At 70.6% G+C, this 13,367-nt stretch carries 10 protein-coding genes; 3 read left to right on the forward strand and 7 right to left on the reverse strand.

The window, feature by feature from the left end:
* Positions 1-148 precede the first annotated feature (148 nt).
* The 4 genes from glnA to lipB all read right to left on the reverse strand — a co-directional run bounded on the left by glnA (position 149) and on the right by lipB (position 4,217).
* Positions 149-1,573, reverse strand: coding sequence for a type I glutamate--ammonia ligase (gene glnA, locus FJ657_RS10130; protein WP_141163984.1), 1,425 nt, complete (start codon positions 1,571-1,573; stop codon positions 149-151).
* A 157-nt stretch (positions 1,574-1,730) separates the two neighbouring features.
* Positions 1,731-2,438 (reverse strand): DUF4191 domain-containing protein, encoded by a 708-nt coding sequence (locus tag FJ657_RS10135; RefSeq protein ID WP_141163516.1) that lies wholly within the window; start codon positions 2,436-2,438, stop codon positions 1,731-1,733.
* 79 nt (positions 2,439-2,517) lie between these two features.
* The gene (gene lipA / locus FJ657_RS10140; protein WP_141163517.1) at positions 2,518-3,510 is read right to left on the reverse strand and encodes a lipoyl synthase; all 993 of its coding nucleotides are present in this window, start codon (positions 3,508-3,510) and stop codon (positions 2,518-2,520) included.
* Positions 3,507-4,217, reverse strand: coding sequence for a lipoyl(octanoyl) transferase LipB (lipB, locus tag FJ657_RS10145; protein WP_141163518.1), 711 nt, complete (start codon positions 4,215-4,217; stop codon positions 3,507-3,509). The genes lipA and lipB overlap by 4 nt, the downstream gene beginning before the upstream one ends.
* Before the next feature lie 158 nt (positions 4,218-4,375).
* Here lipB and FJ657_RS10150 point away from each other — a divergent pair, with 158 nt between their 5' ends.
* Entirely contained in the window at positions 4,376-6,220 is a 1,845-nt protein-coding gene (locus FJ657_RS10150; RefSeq protein ID WP_181408937.1) for a protein kinase domain-containing protein, read from the forward strand.
* A gap of 1 nt (position 6,221) precedes the next feature.
* Here FJ657_RS10150 and sucB read toward each other — a convergent pair whose 3' ends face one another.
* From sucB to FJ657_RS10165, 3 genes are all read right to left on the reverse strand, one after another.
* Positions 6,222-7,778: a 2-oxoglutarate dehydrogenase, E2 component, dihydrolipoamide succinyltransferase gene (gene sucB, locus FJ657_RS10155; RefSeq protein ID WP_141163520.1), complete on the reverse strand. Its 1,557-nt coding sequence runs from the start codon at positions 7,776-7,778 to the stop codon at positions 6,222-6,224.
* 60 nt (positions 7,779-7,838) lie between these two features.
* Positions 7,839-9,212, reverse strand: coding sequence for a dihydrolipoyl dehydrogenase (gene lpdA / locus FJ657_RS10160; protein WP_141163521.1), 1,374 nt, complete (start codon positions 9,210-9,212; stop codon positions 7,839-7,841).
* 147 nt (positions 9,213-9,359) lie between these two features.
* Positions 9,360-10,832, reverse strand: coding sequence for a leucyl aminopeptidase (locus FJ657_RS10165; protein WP_141163522.1), 1,473 nt, complete (start codon positions 10,830-10,832; stop codon positions 9,360-9,362).
* 102 nt (positions 10,833-10,934) lie between these two features.
* Between FJ657_RS10165 and FJ657_RS10170 the strand changes: the two genes are divergently transcribed.
* Both FJ657_RS10170 and FJ657_RS10175 read left to right on the forward strand, forming a co-directional pair.
* Entirely contained in the window at positions 10,935-11,846 is a 912-nt protein-coding gene (locus FJ657_RS10170) for a proteasome assembly chaperone family protein (protein WP_141163523.1), read from the forward strand.
* A gap of 94 nt (positions 11,847-11,940) precedes the next feature.
* On the forward strand, positions 11,941-13,257 hold the full coding sequence (locus tag FJ657_RS10175) for an MFS transporter (protein WP_141163524.1): 1,317 nt from the start codon (positions 11,941-11,943) through the stop codon (positions 13,255-13,257).
* Positions 13,258-13,367: the final 110 nt, after the last annotated feature.

The following is a 13,367-nucleotide window of genomic DNA, read 5'->3' on the forward strand; positions in this document are numbered from 1 at the left end:
GACAAAAGGAGCCTCGGGGCCGCCCCCTCAGATATCTGAGGGGTAAGTGCGGACCCCGAGGCTCCTGGAACCTACGTCACCTCCAGTGTGAGCCGCCTACTCACCAGCAATCACGGGGGAGTGGCGGGCAAACACCGAAGTACGGAGATCAAACCCCGAAGTACAGCTCGTACTCGAAGGGGTGCGGGCGCTGGGCGAAGGGCAGCAGCTCCTTCTCGCGCTTGTAGTCGAGCCACGCGCCGATGAGGTCCTCGGTGAACACGCCGCCCTCGAGCAGGTAGTCGTGGTCGGCCTCGAGCGCGTTGAGCGCCGCATCCAGCGAGCCCGGGAGCTGCGGGATGCCCTTGGCCTCCTCCGGCGGGAGCTCGTAGAGGTCCTTGTCGACCGGCTCGTGCGGCTCGATCTTGTTCTTGATGCCGTCGAGGCCGGCCATCATCTGGGCGGCGAAGGCGAGGTACGGGTTGCCCGAGGCGTCGGGGGCGCGGTACTCGATGCGCTTGGCCTTCGGGTTGGTGCCCGTGATCGGGATGCGGATCGACGCCGAGCGGTTTCCGGCCGAGTAGACCAGGTTGACCGGGGCCTCGAAGCCGGGGATCAGACGGTGGTACGAGTTGACCGTCGGGTTCGTGAACGCGGCGAGCGACGCGGCGTGCTTGAGGATGCCGCCGATGTACCAGCGGGCGATGTCGGAGAGTCCGCCGTAGCCCTGCTCGTCGTAGAACAGCGGCTTGCCGTCGTTCCACAGCGACTGGTGCGTGTGCATGCCCGAGCCGTTGTCGCCCATGAGCGGCTTCGGCATGAAGGTCGCGACCTTGCCCCACTCGTTGGCGGTGTTCTTGACGACGTACTTGAACTTGAGGATGTCGTCGCCCGCATGTACGAGGGTGTCGAACTTGTAGTTGATCTCACCCTGGCCGGCGGTGCCCACCTCGTGGTGCGAGCGCTCGACCTCGAGGCCGACCTCCTGCAGCTTCAGCACGATGTCGTCGCGCAGGTCGGCGTGCTGGTCGACGGGGGAGACGGGGAAATAGCCGCCCTTGTAGGGGGTCTTGTTGGCGAGGTTGCCGCCCTCTTCCTCACGGCCCGAGTTCCACGCGGCCTCCGAGGAGTCGACCTCGTAGTAGCTCTTGTTCTGCTTCACCTCGTAGCGCACGTCGTCGAAGATGTAGAACTCGGCCTCCGACGCGAAGAACGCGGTGTCGGCGATGCCGGTCGAGGCGAGGTACTTCTCCGCCTTCTTGGCGACCTGGCGCGGGTCGCGGCCGTAGATCTCGCCGTTACGCGGGTTGTAGATGTCGAAGATGATGACGAGCGTGCGCTCGGTGCGGAAGGGGTCGACGTAGGCGGTCGAGATGTCCGGGATCAGCTGCAGGTCCGACTCGTGGATCGACTGGAAACCGCGGATCGACGAGCCGTCGAAGAGCTGGCCGACAGCGAAGAAGTCCTCGTCGACCGTCGACGCCGGGATGTTGAAGTGCTGCTGCACACCGGGGAGGTCGGTGAAGCGGATGTCGAGGAACTTGACGTCCGTGTCCTTGATGAAGGCGAGGACTTCAGACGAGTCGCTGAACAGGGGGGTGGACATAGGGTGCTGCTCCAAATAGCCGTGGATGCGGATCGCACCGGGCCGAGGCCCGGAGCACTGTCCCCGAGGGTAGGGATCCACGGTTTCCCTGCAGTGACACTTCTGTTTCGGGGATGTTACGAGCGGCGCGGTTGGGCGCCGTCACCTACCGGGGTCGAGGCGCGCGGACCTTCGTGGGGTCCATGCCCTTGGGGATGCCGATGCCGCCGGGCGTGCGTGCGAGTGACGCGAGGCGGTTCGAGACGGCGGAGATCTCGGCGGTGGTCAGGGCCTTCTTGAATCGCGTCAGCTTCGACGCGAGTCGGTGAAGGGGAACGGAATCGGCGTCGGGGCCGACGTGGACGAAGTGCACCTCGACATTCGGGACGATGCGCTGCACCTTCCTGCGCTCGTCCTCGAGCATCCGCTGGGTGCGGTTCTGCGGGCCTTCGCCGATGAGCACGATGCCGCCCCGGCCGACGACGCGGTAGACGGCGTCCTGCGTGCGCGGGCTGATGTTGACGGGCATCTCGGTGCCGGTCCAGCCGCGGCGGAGGCCGCTCTTGATGACGGAGCCGACGGCGCCGGGCTGACCGGCGATCTGCGAGTAGGCGGCCTTCTCGGCGCGACGGCCGAGCACGATCATGGCGAGCAGCACGCCGAGCAGCACGCCCGCGAGGATGTAGAGCACCATCCCGAGGATCTGCCCGCGCGAGATGAGGAAGGCGACGACGATGCCGACCGCGACCGGGACGATGAACGCCAGCAGCAGGTACCAGACGACCAGCGGGTCGTAGCGGCGGGTCATCTGGAAGACGTTCCACATCTGACGGATGCGGCCGGGTTCCTTCGCGGGGGTGGTGGTGCGCGCCATGGTTACGAGGATAGAGCCTGCTCGAGGGCGGTCCCTGCCAGAGTCGCTCGTCGGAGCGCCCCGGCAGGGACCGACGCGGTCAGGACACCGCCTGCGCGAATCCCCTCTCCGCGGCTTCGGCCAGATGGTGCAGCTCGCTCGGGATCTCGCGCCCGCGGGCGAGCATCGACTGAGCCCACAGGCGGCCGGCGCGGTAGCTGGAGCGCACGAGCGGTCCGGCGAGCACGCCGAGGAACCCGATCTCCTCCGCCTCGGCCTTGATCTCGAGGAACTCCTCCGGGCGCACCCAGCGGTTCACCGGATGGTGCCGGGGCGACGGACGCAGGTACTGCGTGACCGTGATGATGTCCGTTCCGGCGTCGTGCAGGTCGCGCAGCGCCTGCGAGATCTCCTGGCGCTCCTCGCCCATCCCGAGGATGAGGTTCGACTTCGTGATGAGTCCCGCATCCCGTGCCGCCGTGATGACGCCGAGCGAGCGCTCGTAGCGGAACGCGGGGCGGATCGTCTTGAACAGCCGCGGCACGGTCTCGACGTTGTGTGCGAACACCTCGGGGCGGCTCGAGAACACCTCGGCGAGGTGATCGGGGTTGCCGGAGAAGTCGGTCGCGAGGATCTCGACGCCCGTGCCGGAGTTGCGGCGGTGGATGGCGCGCACGGTCTCGGCGTGCAGCCAGGCGCCCTCGTCGGGCAGATCGTCGCGCGCGACGCCGGTGACGGTCGCGTAGCGCAGCCCCATCCGCTCGACGGATTCGGCGACACGACGCGGCTCGTCGGTGTCGTAGTCGGCCGGCTTGCCGGTGTCGATCTGGCAGAAGTCGCAGCGGCGGGTGCACTGGCTGCCGCCGATGAGGAAGGTCGCCTCGCGGTCCTCCCAGCACTCGTAGATGTTCGGGCAGCCGGCCTCCTGGCACACGGTGTGCAGGTCTTCGCTCTTCACGAGGCCGATCAGCTCGGTGTATTCCGGGCCCATGTGGGCGCGGGTCTTGATCCACTCGGGCTTCTTCTCGATCGGGGTCTGCGCATTGCGCACCTCGAGTCGCAGCAGCTTGCGGCCGTCGACGGGGGCGCTCATGCGCTCGCTCCCGCGAACTGCGGTGCGGCCGCCGGCGTGTCGGCGGCGGGCGTCGCGGCGGAGGTCGTGGATGCGGCGGTCGCCTCCACGATGCCGGTCACGATCCCGAAGTGCTTCTGCACGAGGGGCGCGACCTCCTCCGGCGTGACGGTGCGCCCGAGTTCGCAGCTGATGCTCGTGACGCCGGCGTCGCTGAGCCCGCAGGCGACGATGTGCTCGTAGGCGTCGAAGCCGTTGCTGCAGTTGAGAGCGAAGCCGTGCATCGTCACCCCCTCGGCCACCCGGATGCCGATCGCGGCGATCTTGTCGGTGCCGCGCATCCACACCCCGCTGCGGCCGTCGACGCGGCCCGCGGCGATGCCGAGGTCGGCGAGCACGGCGATGAGCATCGCCTCGAGCCGGCGCACGTAGGCGACCACGTCGATCGGCTCCGGCAGGCGGAGGATCGGATAGCCGACGAGCTGCCCCGGACCGTGCCAGGTGATGCGGCCGCCCCGGTCGACCTCGACGACGGGCGTGCCGTCGTCGGGAAGATCTTCGGGCTGCGTGCGTCTCCCGGCCGTGTAGACCGAGGGGTGCTCGAGCAGGATGACGGTTTCTGGCGCCCGGCGCTCCACGACAGCGGCGTGGAGCTCACGCTGCTGCTGGAGGGCCGTCGAATAGGACACGGAGTTGGCGCTTAGCCCCGTGTCGACATAGTCGACCACGTCGGCAGTCTATGCAGAACGGACTGCGGGATGTCGGGGTGCCGATCCGGCATGTCGCGGTGCGCCGGCGATCCCTCCCCAGGCGCGGATGCGGCGAACCGTCCCGAGATCGGCGTCCAGGAGCGCGGCGGACCGCGACCACGGGCGAGTCTGGGCGCATGGATCTCTTCGGGAGTCGCCACGCGACCGCCGCGTCGGACACCGCCGCGTCGCGCGAGAGGACCGACACGCGTCCGAGTCCGATGCCAGCCGCGTCGTCCGCGGTTGCGGCTCTGTCGGCGCTCGACGAGCACATCGCAGCGGTGCGCGTGCTGCGGGTGCTGCACAGCAGTCCGCGGCGCCGCCTGCTCGTCGTGCACGACGAAGGCGGCACGCCGCGCGTCATGAAGCACTGGTCACGTCACGATGACCGCGTCGACCGCGAGCTGCGCGCCCTCGACCGGGCACGCGGTGATCATGTCGTGCGGCTGATCGACGTCGGCGACGACGGCGACGGGGTGGCCGCGGTACTGGAGCGCGCCGAGCGCGGCGACCTCGCGCGGCTTCTGCGCGACCGCGCCACGATCTCGTCGGGGGAGCTGGTCACGATCATGGCCCCGCTCGCCTCCACCGTGGCGCGGCTGCACCGCGCCGGAGTCGCCCACGGCCGGATCACAGCTCACCGGGTGCTCTTCGATTCGAGCGGCGCGCCCCAGCTGTGCGGGTTCGGCGGCGCCGAGCTCTTCGAACACGGACTGGCGCCCGCTCACCTCGAACGCCTCGAGAGTGTGCGACGCGACCGCGACGCCGTCGCGCTGCTCGCGCGGTCACTCGCGGAACGGATCACCGGGGGCGCCGGACGGCGGGCACTCGACGCCGTCCAGCGCGCCGCCGCCGACCCTGATGATCCGCTGGGCCGGCTCAGCGCGGAGCTGTTCGCGTTCTCCTCGGGATCGCCGGTCCGCTTCCCGATCGAGACGGACGCCGAGGGGCCGGCGGAGCCGCTGGCCGCCACGGCGCTGCCGCGCCGAGCCGCGGTCGCGCCCGCCGACGCGATGAGCGGGAGGGGCGACCACGCCGACCTCGGCGGCGACGGCGATCGGACGTCGTCGCCCGGCGGACGTCGCCGGGCACGACGCCGTGAGGGTCGGGGTGCCGCCGGGTCGGGCTCGTCGGGATCCGTGGGGCGCGCGACGCGGCGACAGCGAGAGCGAGGCGAACGGATCGGGGACGGGCGCGCTGCGCGGTCGCCCCGACGCTCGCGGAGGACCGGATCGGCCGGCGATCCGACTCGAACCCGAGACGCGATGGCGTCGACGACGCACCGACGCACAGGCGGCGACGCGCGTCGCCGCATCATTGGCGAGGCGCTCGACGGCGCCCCCGTCGCGGCCGCGCGAGCGTGGGCGGCCCGCGTCGCGCTCACGCAGAGTCCGCGGCGACGCCGCGGCGCCGTCGCCCTCGGAAGCGCGGCTGCGGCCGCCCTCCTCGTGTTCCTGCTCGTACCCGGCCCTTCGGCGGCGGAGACGCCCCGCCCTGAGGCGGACGCGACCGGCACCTCATCCGTGCCGCCGGCATCCACGTCCTCCGCTGCGACAGCCGACCGCGAGGCCGCCACGGATCGTGCCGGCGATAAACGAAGCGACTCAGCCGCTCCCTCTACGGCGGCTCCCGATCGGGCCGACAAGGCCGTGCAGGGGGACGATCCGCTCGCCGCGGCCCGCGCGCTGCTCACCCTGAGGCGGGACTCTCTGCGCGAACTCGACGTGCAGGGGCTCGCGCGCGTGCTCGACCCGGGCTCGACGGCCGCCGCCGACGACCGCGCGCTGCTCGAGCGACTCGACGCCGGATCGGCCACTGTCGCCGATCGCGCCCGTGTGGACCTCGCCGCCACGGAGGTGAGCGAGCAACTCGGCGACGCGGTGGTCATCCGTCTCGCCCCGAACAGCGATCCGGCCTCCCTTCTGCTGATCAGAGGGGAGGCCGGATGGCGTATCCGCGCCTATTCGAGCGCGGCAGGGTGACTCAGATGCCGAGCGATCCCGCGAAGTCGCCGCCCTCGAGGCGGGCCTTGACCGTCGTGAGGAAGCGCGCCGCGTCCGCGCCGTCGACGATGCGGTGGTCGTACGACAGGGCGAGGTACACGGTCGAGCGGATCGCGATCGCGTCGCTGCCGTCCTGGCTGACCACGACCGGCTTCTTGACGACGATGCCGGTGCCGAGGATCGCGACCTGCGGCAGGAACACCAGAGGCGTGTCGAACAGCGCGCCACGCGAGCCCGTGTTCGTCACCGTGAAGGTGCCGCCCGACATCTCGTCGGGGAGCAGCTTGTTGTCGCGGGTGCGGCCGGCCAGGTCGGCGATGTCCTGCGACAGCTGGGCCAGGTTCTTCTCGCCCGCGTCACGGACGACCGGCGTCAGCAGGCCGCGCTCGGTGTCGACCGCGATCGAGATGTTCTCGTGGTCGGGATAGACGATGCTCTCGCCGTCGACGGTCGCGTTGATGACCGGGAACGCCTTGAGCGCCTCGGCCGCGGCGAGCGTGAAGAACGGCAGGAACGAGAGCTTCGTGCCCGTCTTCTCCAGGAACTCGGCCTTCACCTTGTCGCGCAGCTGCGCCACCTTGGTGACGTCGACCTCGACAACGGTCGTGAGCTGCGCCGTGCTCTGCAGCGACACGACCGCGCGCTGGGCGACGACCTTGCGCAGACGCGACATCGGCACCGTGGTGCCGCGCAGCGGCGACACCTCGACGACCGGAGCGGCGGCGGGAGCCGGAGCCGCCGACGGCGCCTCGGCGGCCGGAACCGTCACGGCGTCAGCCGCGTCGAGCACGTCCTGCTTGCGGATGCGACCGCCGACCCCGGTGCCCGACAGGCCGTCGAGGTCGATGCCCTTCTCGTTCGCGAGCTTGCGGACGATCGGCGTGACGTAGCCGGCACGCGAGCCGTCCTGCGCGGCGACCGCGGCGCCCTGCGCGACCGGAGCGGCCGCGGGAGCCTCGGCAGCCGGAGCGGCCGCCACCGGCTCGGCGGCCGGCTGAGCTGCAGCGGGCTGCTCGGCGGGAGCGGCCGGAGCGGCCTGCGGCTCGGCGGCCGGGGCGGTCGCCTCGGCGCCGGCCGGCTGCTCGGTCGACGGCGCGGCCGGAACGGGCTGCTCGGCGACGGGCACCGGCTGCTCAGCAGGCGCGGGCGCCTGCTCGGCCGGGGCCGACTCGGCGGGAGCCTGCTCGATCGGGGCGGGCTGCTCAGCGGCGGGAGCCGCGGCCGGGGCCTCAGCGGCGGGAGCCGCGGCGGGCGCCTCGGCCGCCGGCTGCTCGGCCGGAGCGGCGTCGCCGCCGCCCGAGCCGTCGCCGATGCGCACGAGGTCGGTGCCGACCTCGACGGTCTCGTCCTCGGCGACGAGGATCTCCTCGATGACGCCGGCGACGGGCGAGGGGATCTCGGTGTCGACCTTGTCGGTCGAGACCTCGAGCAGCGGCTCGTCGACCTCGACACGGTCACCCACCTGCTTCAGCCACCGGGTCACCGTCCCCTCGGTGACGCTCTCGCCGAGTGCCGGCAGGCTGACGGATTCGCTCATCGGTTGATGCTCCTTAGTGAACGTTCGAGTTCAAGTTTAGTTCGGTGTTCCGGCGGGCGGTCAGATGGCGTGAAGCGGCTTGCCGGCGATGGCCAGGAACGCCTCACCCAGGGCCTCGTTCTGAGTCGGGTGAGCGTGGATGAAGGGGGCGACGTCCTCGGGGTACGCCTCCCAGTTGACGGCCAGCTGCGCCTCGCCGATCAGCTCGCCGACGCGGGCGCCGATCATGTGCACGCCGACGACGGGGCCGTCCTTGACGCGCACGACCTTGATCGAGCCGGAGGTCTCGAGGATGTGGCTCTTGCCGTTGCCCGCGAGGTTGTAGTCGTAGCTCTGAACCGCATCCTCGCCGTACTTCTCGACGGCCTTGGCGGTGCTGAGTCCGATCGACGCGACCTCGGGGTCGGAGTAGGTGACCTTGGGGATGTCGCTGTCGGAGACGACGATCGGGTTGAGGCCCGCGATCTCCTCGGCGACGAAGATGCCCTGCTGGAAGCCGCGGTGCGCGAGCTGCAGGCCGGGGACGATGTCGCCCACGGCGTAGACACCCGGGATGTTGGTGCGCAGGCGCTCGTCGGTGATGACGAAGCCGCGGTCCATCGTCACGCCGACCTCCTCGAAGCCGTTGCCGGCGGTCGCCGGGCCGCGGCCCACGGCGACGAGGAGCAGCTCGGCCTCGACGGTCGAGCCGTCCTCGAGCGTCACGACGACGCCGTTCTCGTTCTGCGTCACGCTCTGGAAGCGGGTGCCGATCTTGAAGTCGATGCCGCGCTTGCGGAACGCGCGCTCGAACTGCTTGCTGACCGACTCGTCCTCGTTCGGAACGAGGTGGGGGAGCGCCTCGATGATCGTGACGTCGGCTCCCCAGCTCTTCCAGACGCTCGAGAACTCGACGCCGATGACGCCGCCGCCGAGCACGGCGACCTTCTGCGGCACGAAGTCGAGCTGGAGGGCCTGCTCGGAGGTGATGACGCGGCCGCCGATCTCGAGACCGGGCAGCGTGCGCGAGTACGAGCCGGTCGCAAGGATGACGTTCTTGCCGGTGATGATCTGGTCGCCCACCTGCACGGTGGTCGGCGAGGTGAGTCGTCCCTGGCCCTCGATCGTGGTGATCTTGCGCGCCTTGAGCAGGCCCTGCAGACCCTTCCACTTCGAGGCGATGATCCCCTCGCGGTACTCCTTGACGGCGGAGATGTCGATGCCCTGGAAGTCGGCCTTCACACCGAACTTGGCGGATTCGCGGGCGTTGTCGGCGATCTCCGCGCTGTGCAGCAGCGCCTTCGTCGGGATGCACCCGACGTGAAGGCAGGTGCCGCCGACCTTGCCCTTCTCGATGAGGGCCACGCTCTGGCCCAGCTCGGAGGCGCGCAGAGCCGCGGCGTATCCACCGCTTCCGGCTCCCAGCACGACAAGGTCGAAGTTCTGCTCGGACACTCAGTGTCTCCCTCGTGCGTCGATTCGGCCGCGCCCGAAGGGGGTGTTCTCGGCTGCGCGACCTGGTTCGCAGGGGCTTCCCTGCCGGTGTTCAACCTTAGTACGCCGCGGACGTGCCGATGCCGGGCACGCCCGCGGCGTCCGACCTCAGCCGGCGAAGTCCTCGGCGAGACGCACGAGGGTGCGCACGCCGATGCCGGTCGATCCCTTCGTCGTCCATCCGAAGCCGCGGCCGACGTGGTTCGCGGCCCCCGCGATGTCGAGGTGAGCCCAGGGGATCGTCGCGCCCTCGTCGCCGTCGCGACGGCCGATGAAGGTGCGCAGGAACACGCCGGCGAGCAGCATCCCGCCCGCGGTGTTGCCGATGCGCGCGTTCGCGATGTCGGCCACGTCGGTCTCCAGGGCCGCACGCAGCTCGTTCGGCAGCGGCATGGGCCAGAACGGCTCGCCCGAGGCGACGCCCGCGGCGACGACCTTCTGCCCCAGCTCCTCATCGCCCATGATCGGGACGACGCGCTCACCGAGCGCGACCTTGGCGGCGCCGGTCAGCGTGGCGATGTCGACGATCGCGTCAGGCTGGTCCTCGCTCGCGGCGACGAGTCCGTCGGCGAGAACGAGACGCCCCTCGGCATCGGTGTTGAGCACCTCGACGGTCCGTCCACCGCGGATCGTGAGCACGTCGTTCGGGCGGATGGCCGTGCCCGAAGGAAGGTTCTCGGCGAGGCAGAGCCGCGTCGTGATGCGCACGGGGAGCCCGAGTCGCGCGGCCGCGATCGTCGCGGCGAGCACCGAAGCGGCGCCGGTCATGTCGTACTTCATTCCGACCATCGAGCCGGCCGGCTTGAGCGACAGTCCGCCCGAGTCGAAGGTGATGCCCTTGCCGACGAGGGCGAGGTGGCGCTCGGCTCCAGCCGGCGCGTAGCGCAGCACGACCAGACGCGGACCGCGGCTCGAGCCCTGGCCGACGCCGAGGATGCCGCCGTAGCCGCCCTCGGCGAGCGACGCTTCGTCGAGCACCTCGACCTCGATCGGCAGATCGCCGACCAGGGCCCGCGCGCGTTCGGCGAAGCTCTGCGGGAACAGCTCGTTCGGCGGCGTGGTCACCAGGTCGCGCACGGTGTGCACCGCCTCGGCGAGCGCCTCCGCGCGCGCGACGGCTTCCGTCGACTCGGCGCCGTGCACCGTGATCTCCTGAACGGCCTGGCGCACCGGCGACTGGCGCTGAGCCGCGTAGACGTAGGCACCGGTCGCGGCGCCCTCCAGGATCGCCGCGGTCGCCTCGGGCGACTCCGCGGGCAGCGCGAGGGCGATGCTCTCGACGCCCGCCAGCTGGCGCGCGGCCGACCCGGCGGCATACCGCAGGGCATCCACGTCGACGACCGGACCGATGCCGGCGAGGGCGACGGCGGCCGGGAGCCCGGGCAGGGCGGGGATGCGCACCAGCTCGTCGGCCGAGCCGCCCACACCGATCGACTTCAGGGTCCCCGTGGCGATCTCGACTCCCTCCGGAAGGCCGACGGCCTCGGGTCCGTCGACGCCGGCGCGGACGCCGATCACGATCACCTCCGCGCTGCTGTCGACGACGGATGCGGAGCTGACGGACAGGCGGGGGAGGGTCATGTCGTCAGCCTAACGAGCGGCCGCGACAGCTGTTCGCTGTGGGCGTTCGTCGCGGTCCGTCCGGTCCGGCGGTGCCGCCGGGGCCCTCCGTAGAATCGAGGGATGCAGGATCCCCGCGCTCTTTACGACGTCCGCCTCGATGACGCCGACGTCCCGCGCGGTCTCCCGCTGGTCGCCGTCCTCACCGGCTTCGCCGACTCGGGCAGCGCCGTCAGCCAGCTGACCGGGTTCTTCCGCGACACGCTCGAGTCGAAGGATGTCGTCGTCTTCGAGAACGACATCCTGCTCGACTACCGTGCACGCCGTCCTGTCGCCTTCTTCGACCAGGACCACATCGCCGAGATCACTCCGGCGACGCTGACGCTGGCCCTCGTCGAAGACGAGCTCGGTCGACCCTTCCTCCTTCTCAGCGGATACGAGCCCGACTTCCGCTGGGAGAGCTTCGTGACCGCGATCCAGCAGCTCGTCGAGCGCTACGGCGTCGCGAGCGCTACCTGGGTGCACGCCATCCCGATGCCGGTGCCGCACACCCGTCCGATCGGCGTCACGGTCAGCGGCAACCGCGCCGATCTGATCGAGTCGATGTCGGTGTGGCGCCCGCGCACGCAGGTGCCGTCGAACGTCCTGCACGTGCTCGAGCACCACCTGCAGGGCACCGACCTGCCGACCGCCGGGTTCGTCCTGCTCGTGCCGCACTATCTCGCCGACACCGAGTACCCGGCCGCCGCGATCACCGGCCTGGAGAGCATCAGCGCCGCGACGGGGCTGATCTTCCCGACCGATCGCCTGCGGGAGGAGAACCGCGACTTCCTGACCAAGGTCGAGGAGCAGGTCGCCGGCAATGAGGAGCTGCAGCAGCTCGTGGCGACGCTCGAGACCCGCCACGACAGCTACATGGAGGACAACCCCCTTCCCTCGCCGCTCGTCACGGAAGACGGCACCGTGCCGTCGGCCGACTCGATCGCCGCCGAGCTCGAGCGCTTCCTCGCTTCGCGCCGCACCGACGACGACTGACGGCACCGTCCTCCGTGCCTGCTGGCGCCAGCTGCGGGCGCGCGGCGGAGCAGCGATGCGGGAACGTGGCTGACGGGACCGGTAGCGTTCGAGGGTGAACTCGCTGCGTTCCTGGATCGTCTTGGGTGGCGCGGTCTTCGCCTACCTGGTGTCGGTCACGCAGCGCACCTCCTTCGGCGTCGCCGGGGTGCCCGCGACCGAGCGTTTCGACGTCTCCGCGTCGGCCATCTCGACGGTCGCGGTCGTGCAGGTCGTCGTCTACGCGGCCATGCAGATCCCGGTCGGGGCCCTCGTCGATCGGCTCGGCTCGAAGGGCCCGCTGCTGATCGGCGCCGGCCTCATGGCGGCCGGCCAGCTGCTGCTCGCGTTCTCGCCGAGCTTCGCACCGCTCGTGGTCGCCCGGATGCTCGTCGGCGCCGGCGACGCGCTCACCTTCATCTCCGTCATCCGACTGCTCCCGTTCTGGTTCAGCGGCCGGATCGTCTCGCAGCTCTCGCAGTGGGTCGGCACGATCGGGCAGCTCGGACAGATCCTCTCGGCGGTGCCGTTCGCCCTGCTGCTGCAGCAGGCGGGATGGACCCCGGCGTTCGCCGTGCTCGGATCGCTGTCGCTCGTCGCGCTGTTCGTCGTGCTGATCGCGGTCAAACGCGGCGAGCCTCAGCCGCTCACCGGTCCGCTGCCGGCGGGCGGATTCGGCGCGCGCCTCCTCGCCTCGGCACGGCGCCCGGGAACGCAGCTCGGCTTCTGGGTGCATCTCATCGGCGGCACCCCGACGAATGTGATCGCGATCCTCTGGGGCTATCCGCTCCTGACAGCGGGCCTCGGCTACTCGACCGGACTCGCCGCAGGGATCATGTCCCTCCTCGTCGTCGGCGGCGTCATCTGCGGCCCGATCATCGGGTACCTCATCGCACGCTTCCCGCTGCGCCGCAGCTCGCTCATCCTGACCGTGGTCTCGGCCATCGCCGTGGTCTGGGCGCTCATGCTGCTCTGGCCGGGAACGCCGCCGGTCGGTCTCGTCGTGCTCTTCTTCCTCGTCGTCGCGGCCGGCGGGCCAGGCTCGCTCATCGGCTTCGACGTCGCCCGCAGCTTCAACCCGAGTCACGCCTTCGGCTCCGCCTCGGGCATCGTCAACGTCGGCGGCTTCACCGGCGGCTTCGTCAGCATGCTGCTCGTCGGCGTCGTGCTCGACGCCCTGCATGGCGCCGGCGTCACGCGCGACCTCTATTCCTACGACGGCTTCCGCATCGCGCTGATCATCCCCGGCGTCATCGTGGCGGGCGGCATCGCCGGCCTGATCGTCGCGCGACGCCGCACCCGAGCGCTCATGTACGCCGAATCGGGAATAGAGGTGGCCCCGCTCTGGGTTGCACTGTTCCGACGCTGGCGACCGGCGCGTCCCACCGAATGAACCGGCGCCGGGGCCGCGGAGGAGACCTTCCGCCGCGGATTCCGGCGACAGCGTCACGCATCGTCGCAGGACTGTGCGATAATCGGTAGCTACAGACCCTGTCTACCCCA

The organism is Schumannella soli (assembly GCF_006517435.1).
GTDB classification, from domain to species: domain Bacteria; phylum Actinomycetota; class Actinomycetes; order Actinomycetales; family Microbacteriaceae; genus Schumannella; species Schumannella soli.

Excerpts from the sequence above, each read along its gene's own strand:
- FJ657_RS10135 (WP_141163516.1), bottom strand. The coding sequence starts at position 2,438 with ATGGCGCGCACCACCACCCCCGCGAAGGAACCCGGCCGCATCCGTCAG.
- lipA (WP_141163517.1), bottom strand. The coding sequence starts at position 3,510 with ATGAGCGCCCCCGTCGACGGCCGCAAGCTGCTGCGACTCGAGGTGCGC.
- FJ657_RS10150 (WP_181408937.1), top strand. The coding sequence starts at position 4,376 with ATGGATCTCTTCGGGAGTCGCCACGCGACCGCCGCGTCGGACACCGCC.
- sucB (WP_141163520.1), bottom strand. The coding sequence starts at position 7,778 with ATGAGCGAATCCGTCAGCCTGCCGGCACTCGGCGAGAGCGTCACCGAG.
- FJ657_RS10165 (WP_141163522.1), bottom strand. The coding sequence starts at position 10,832 with ATGACCCTCCCCCGCCTGTCCGTCAGCTCCGCATCCGTCGTCGACAGC.
- FJ657_RS10170 (WP_141163523.1), top strand. The coding sequence starts at position 10,935 with ATGCAGGATCCCCGCGCTCTTTACGACGTCCGCCTCGATGACGCCGAC.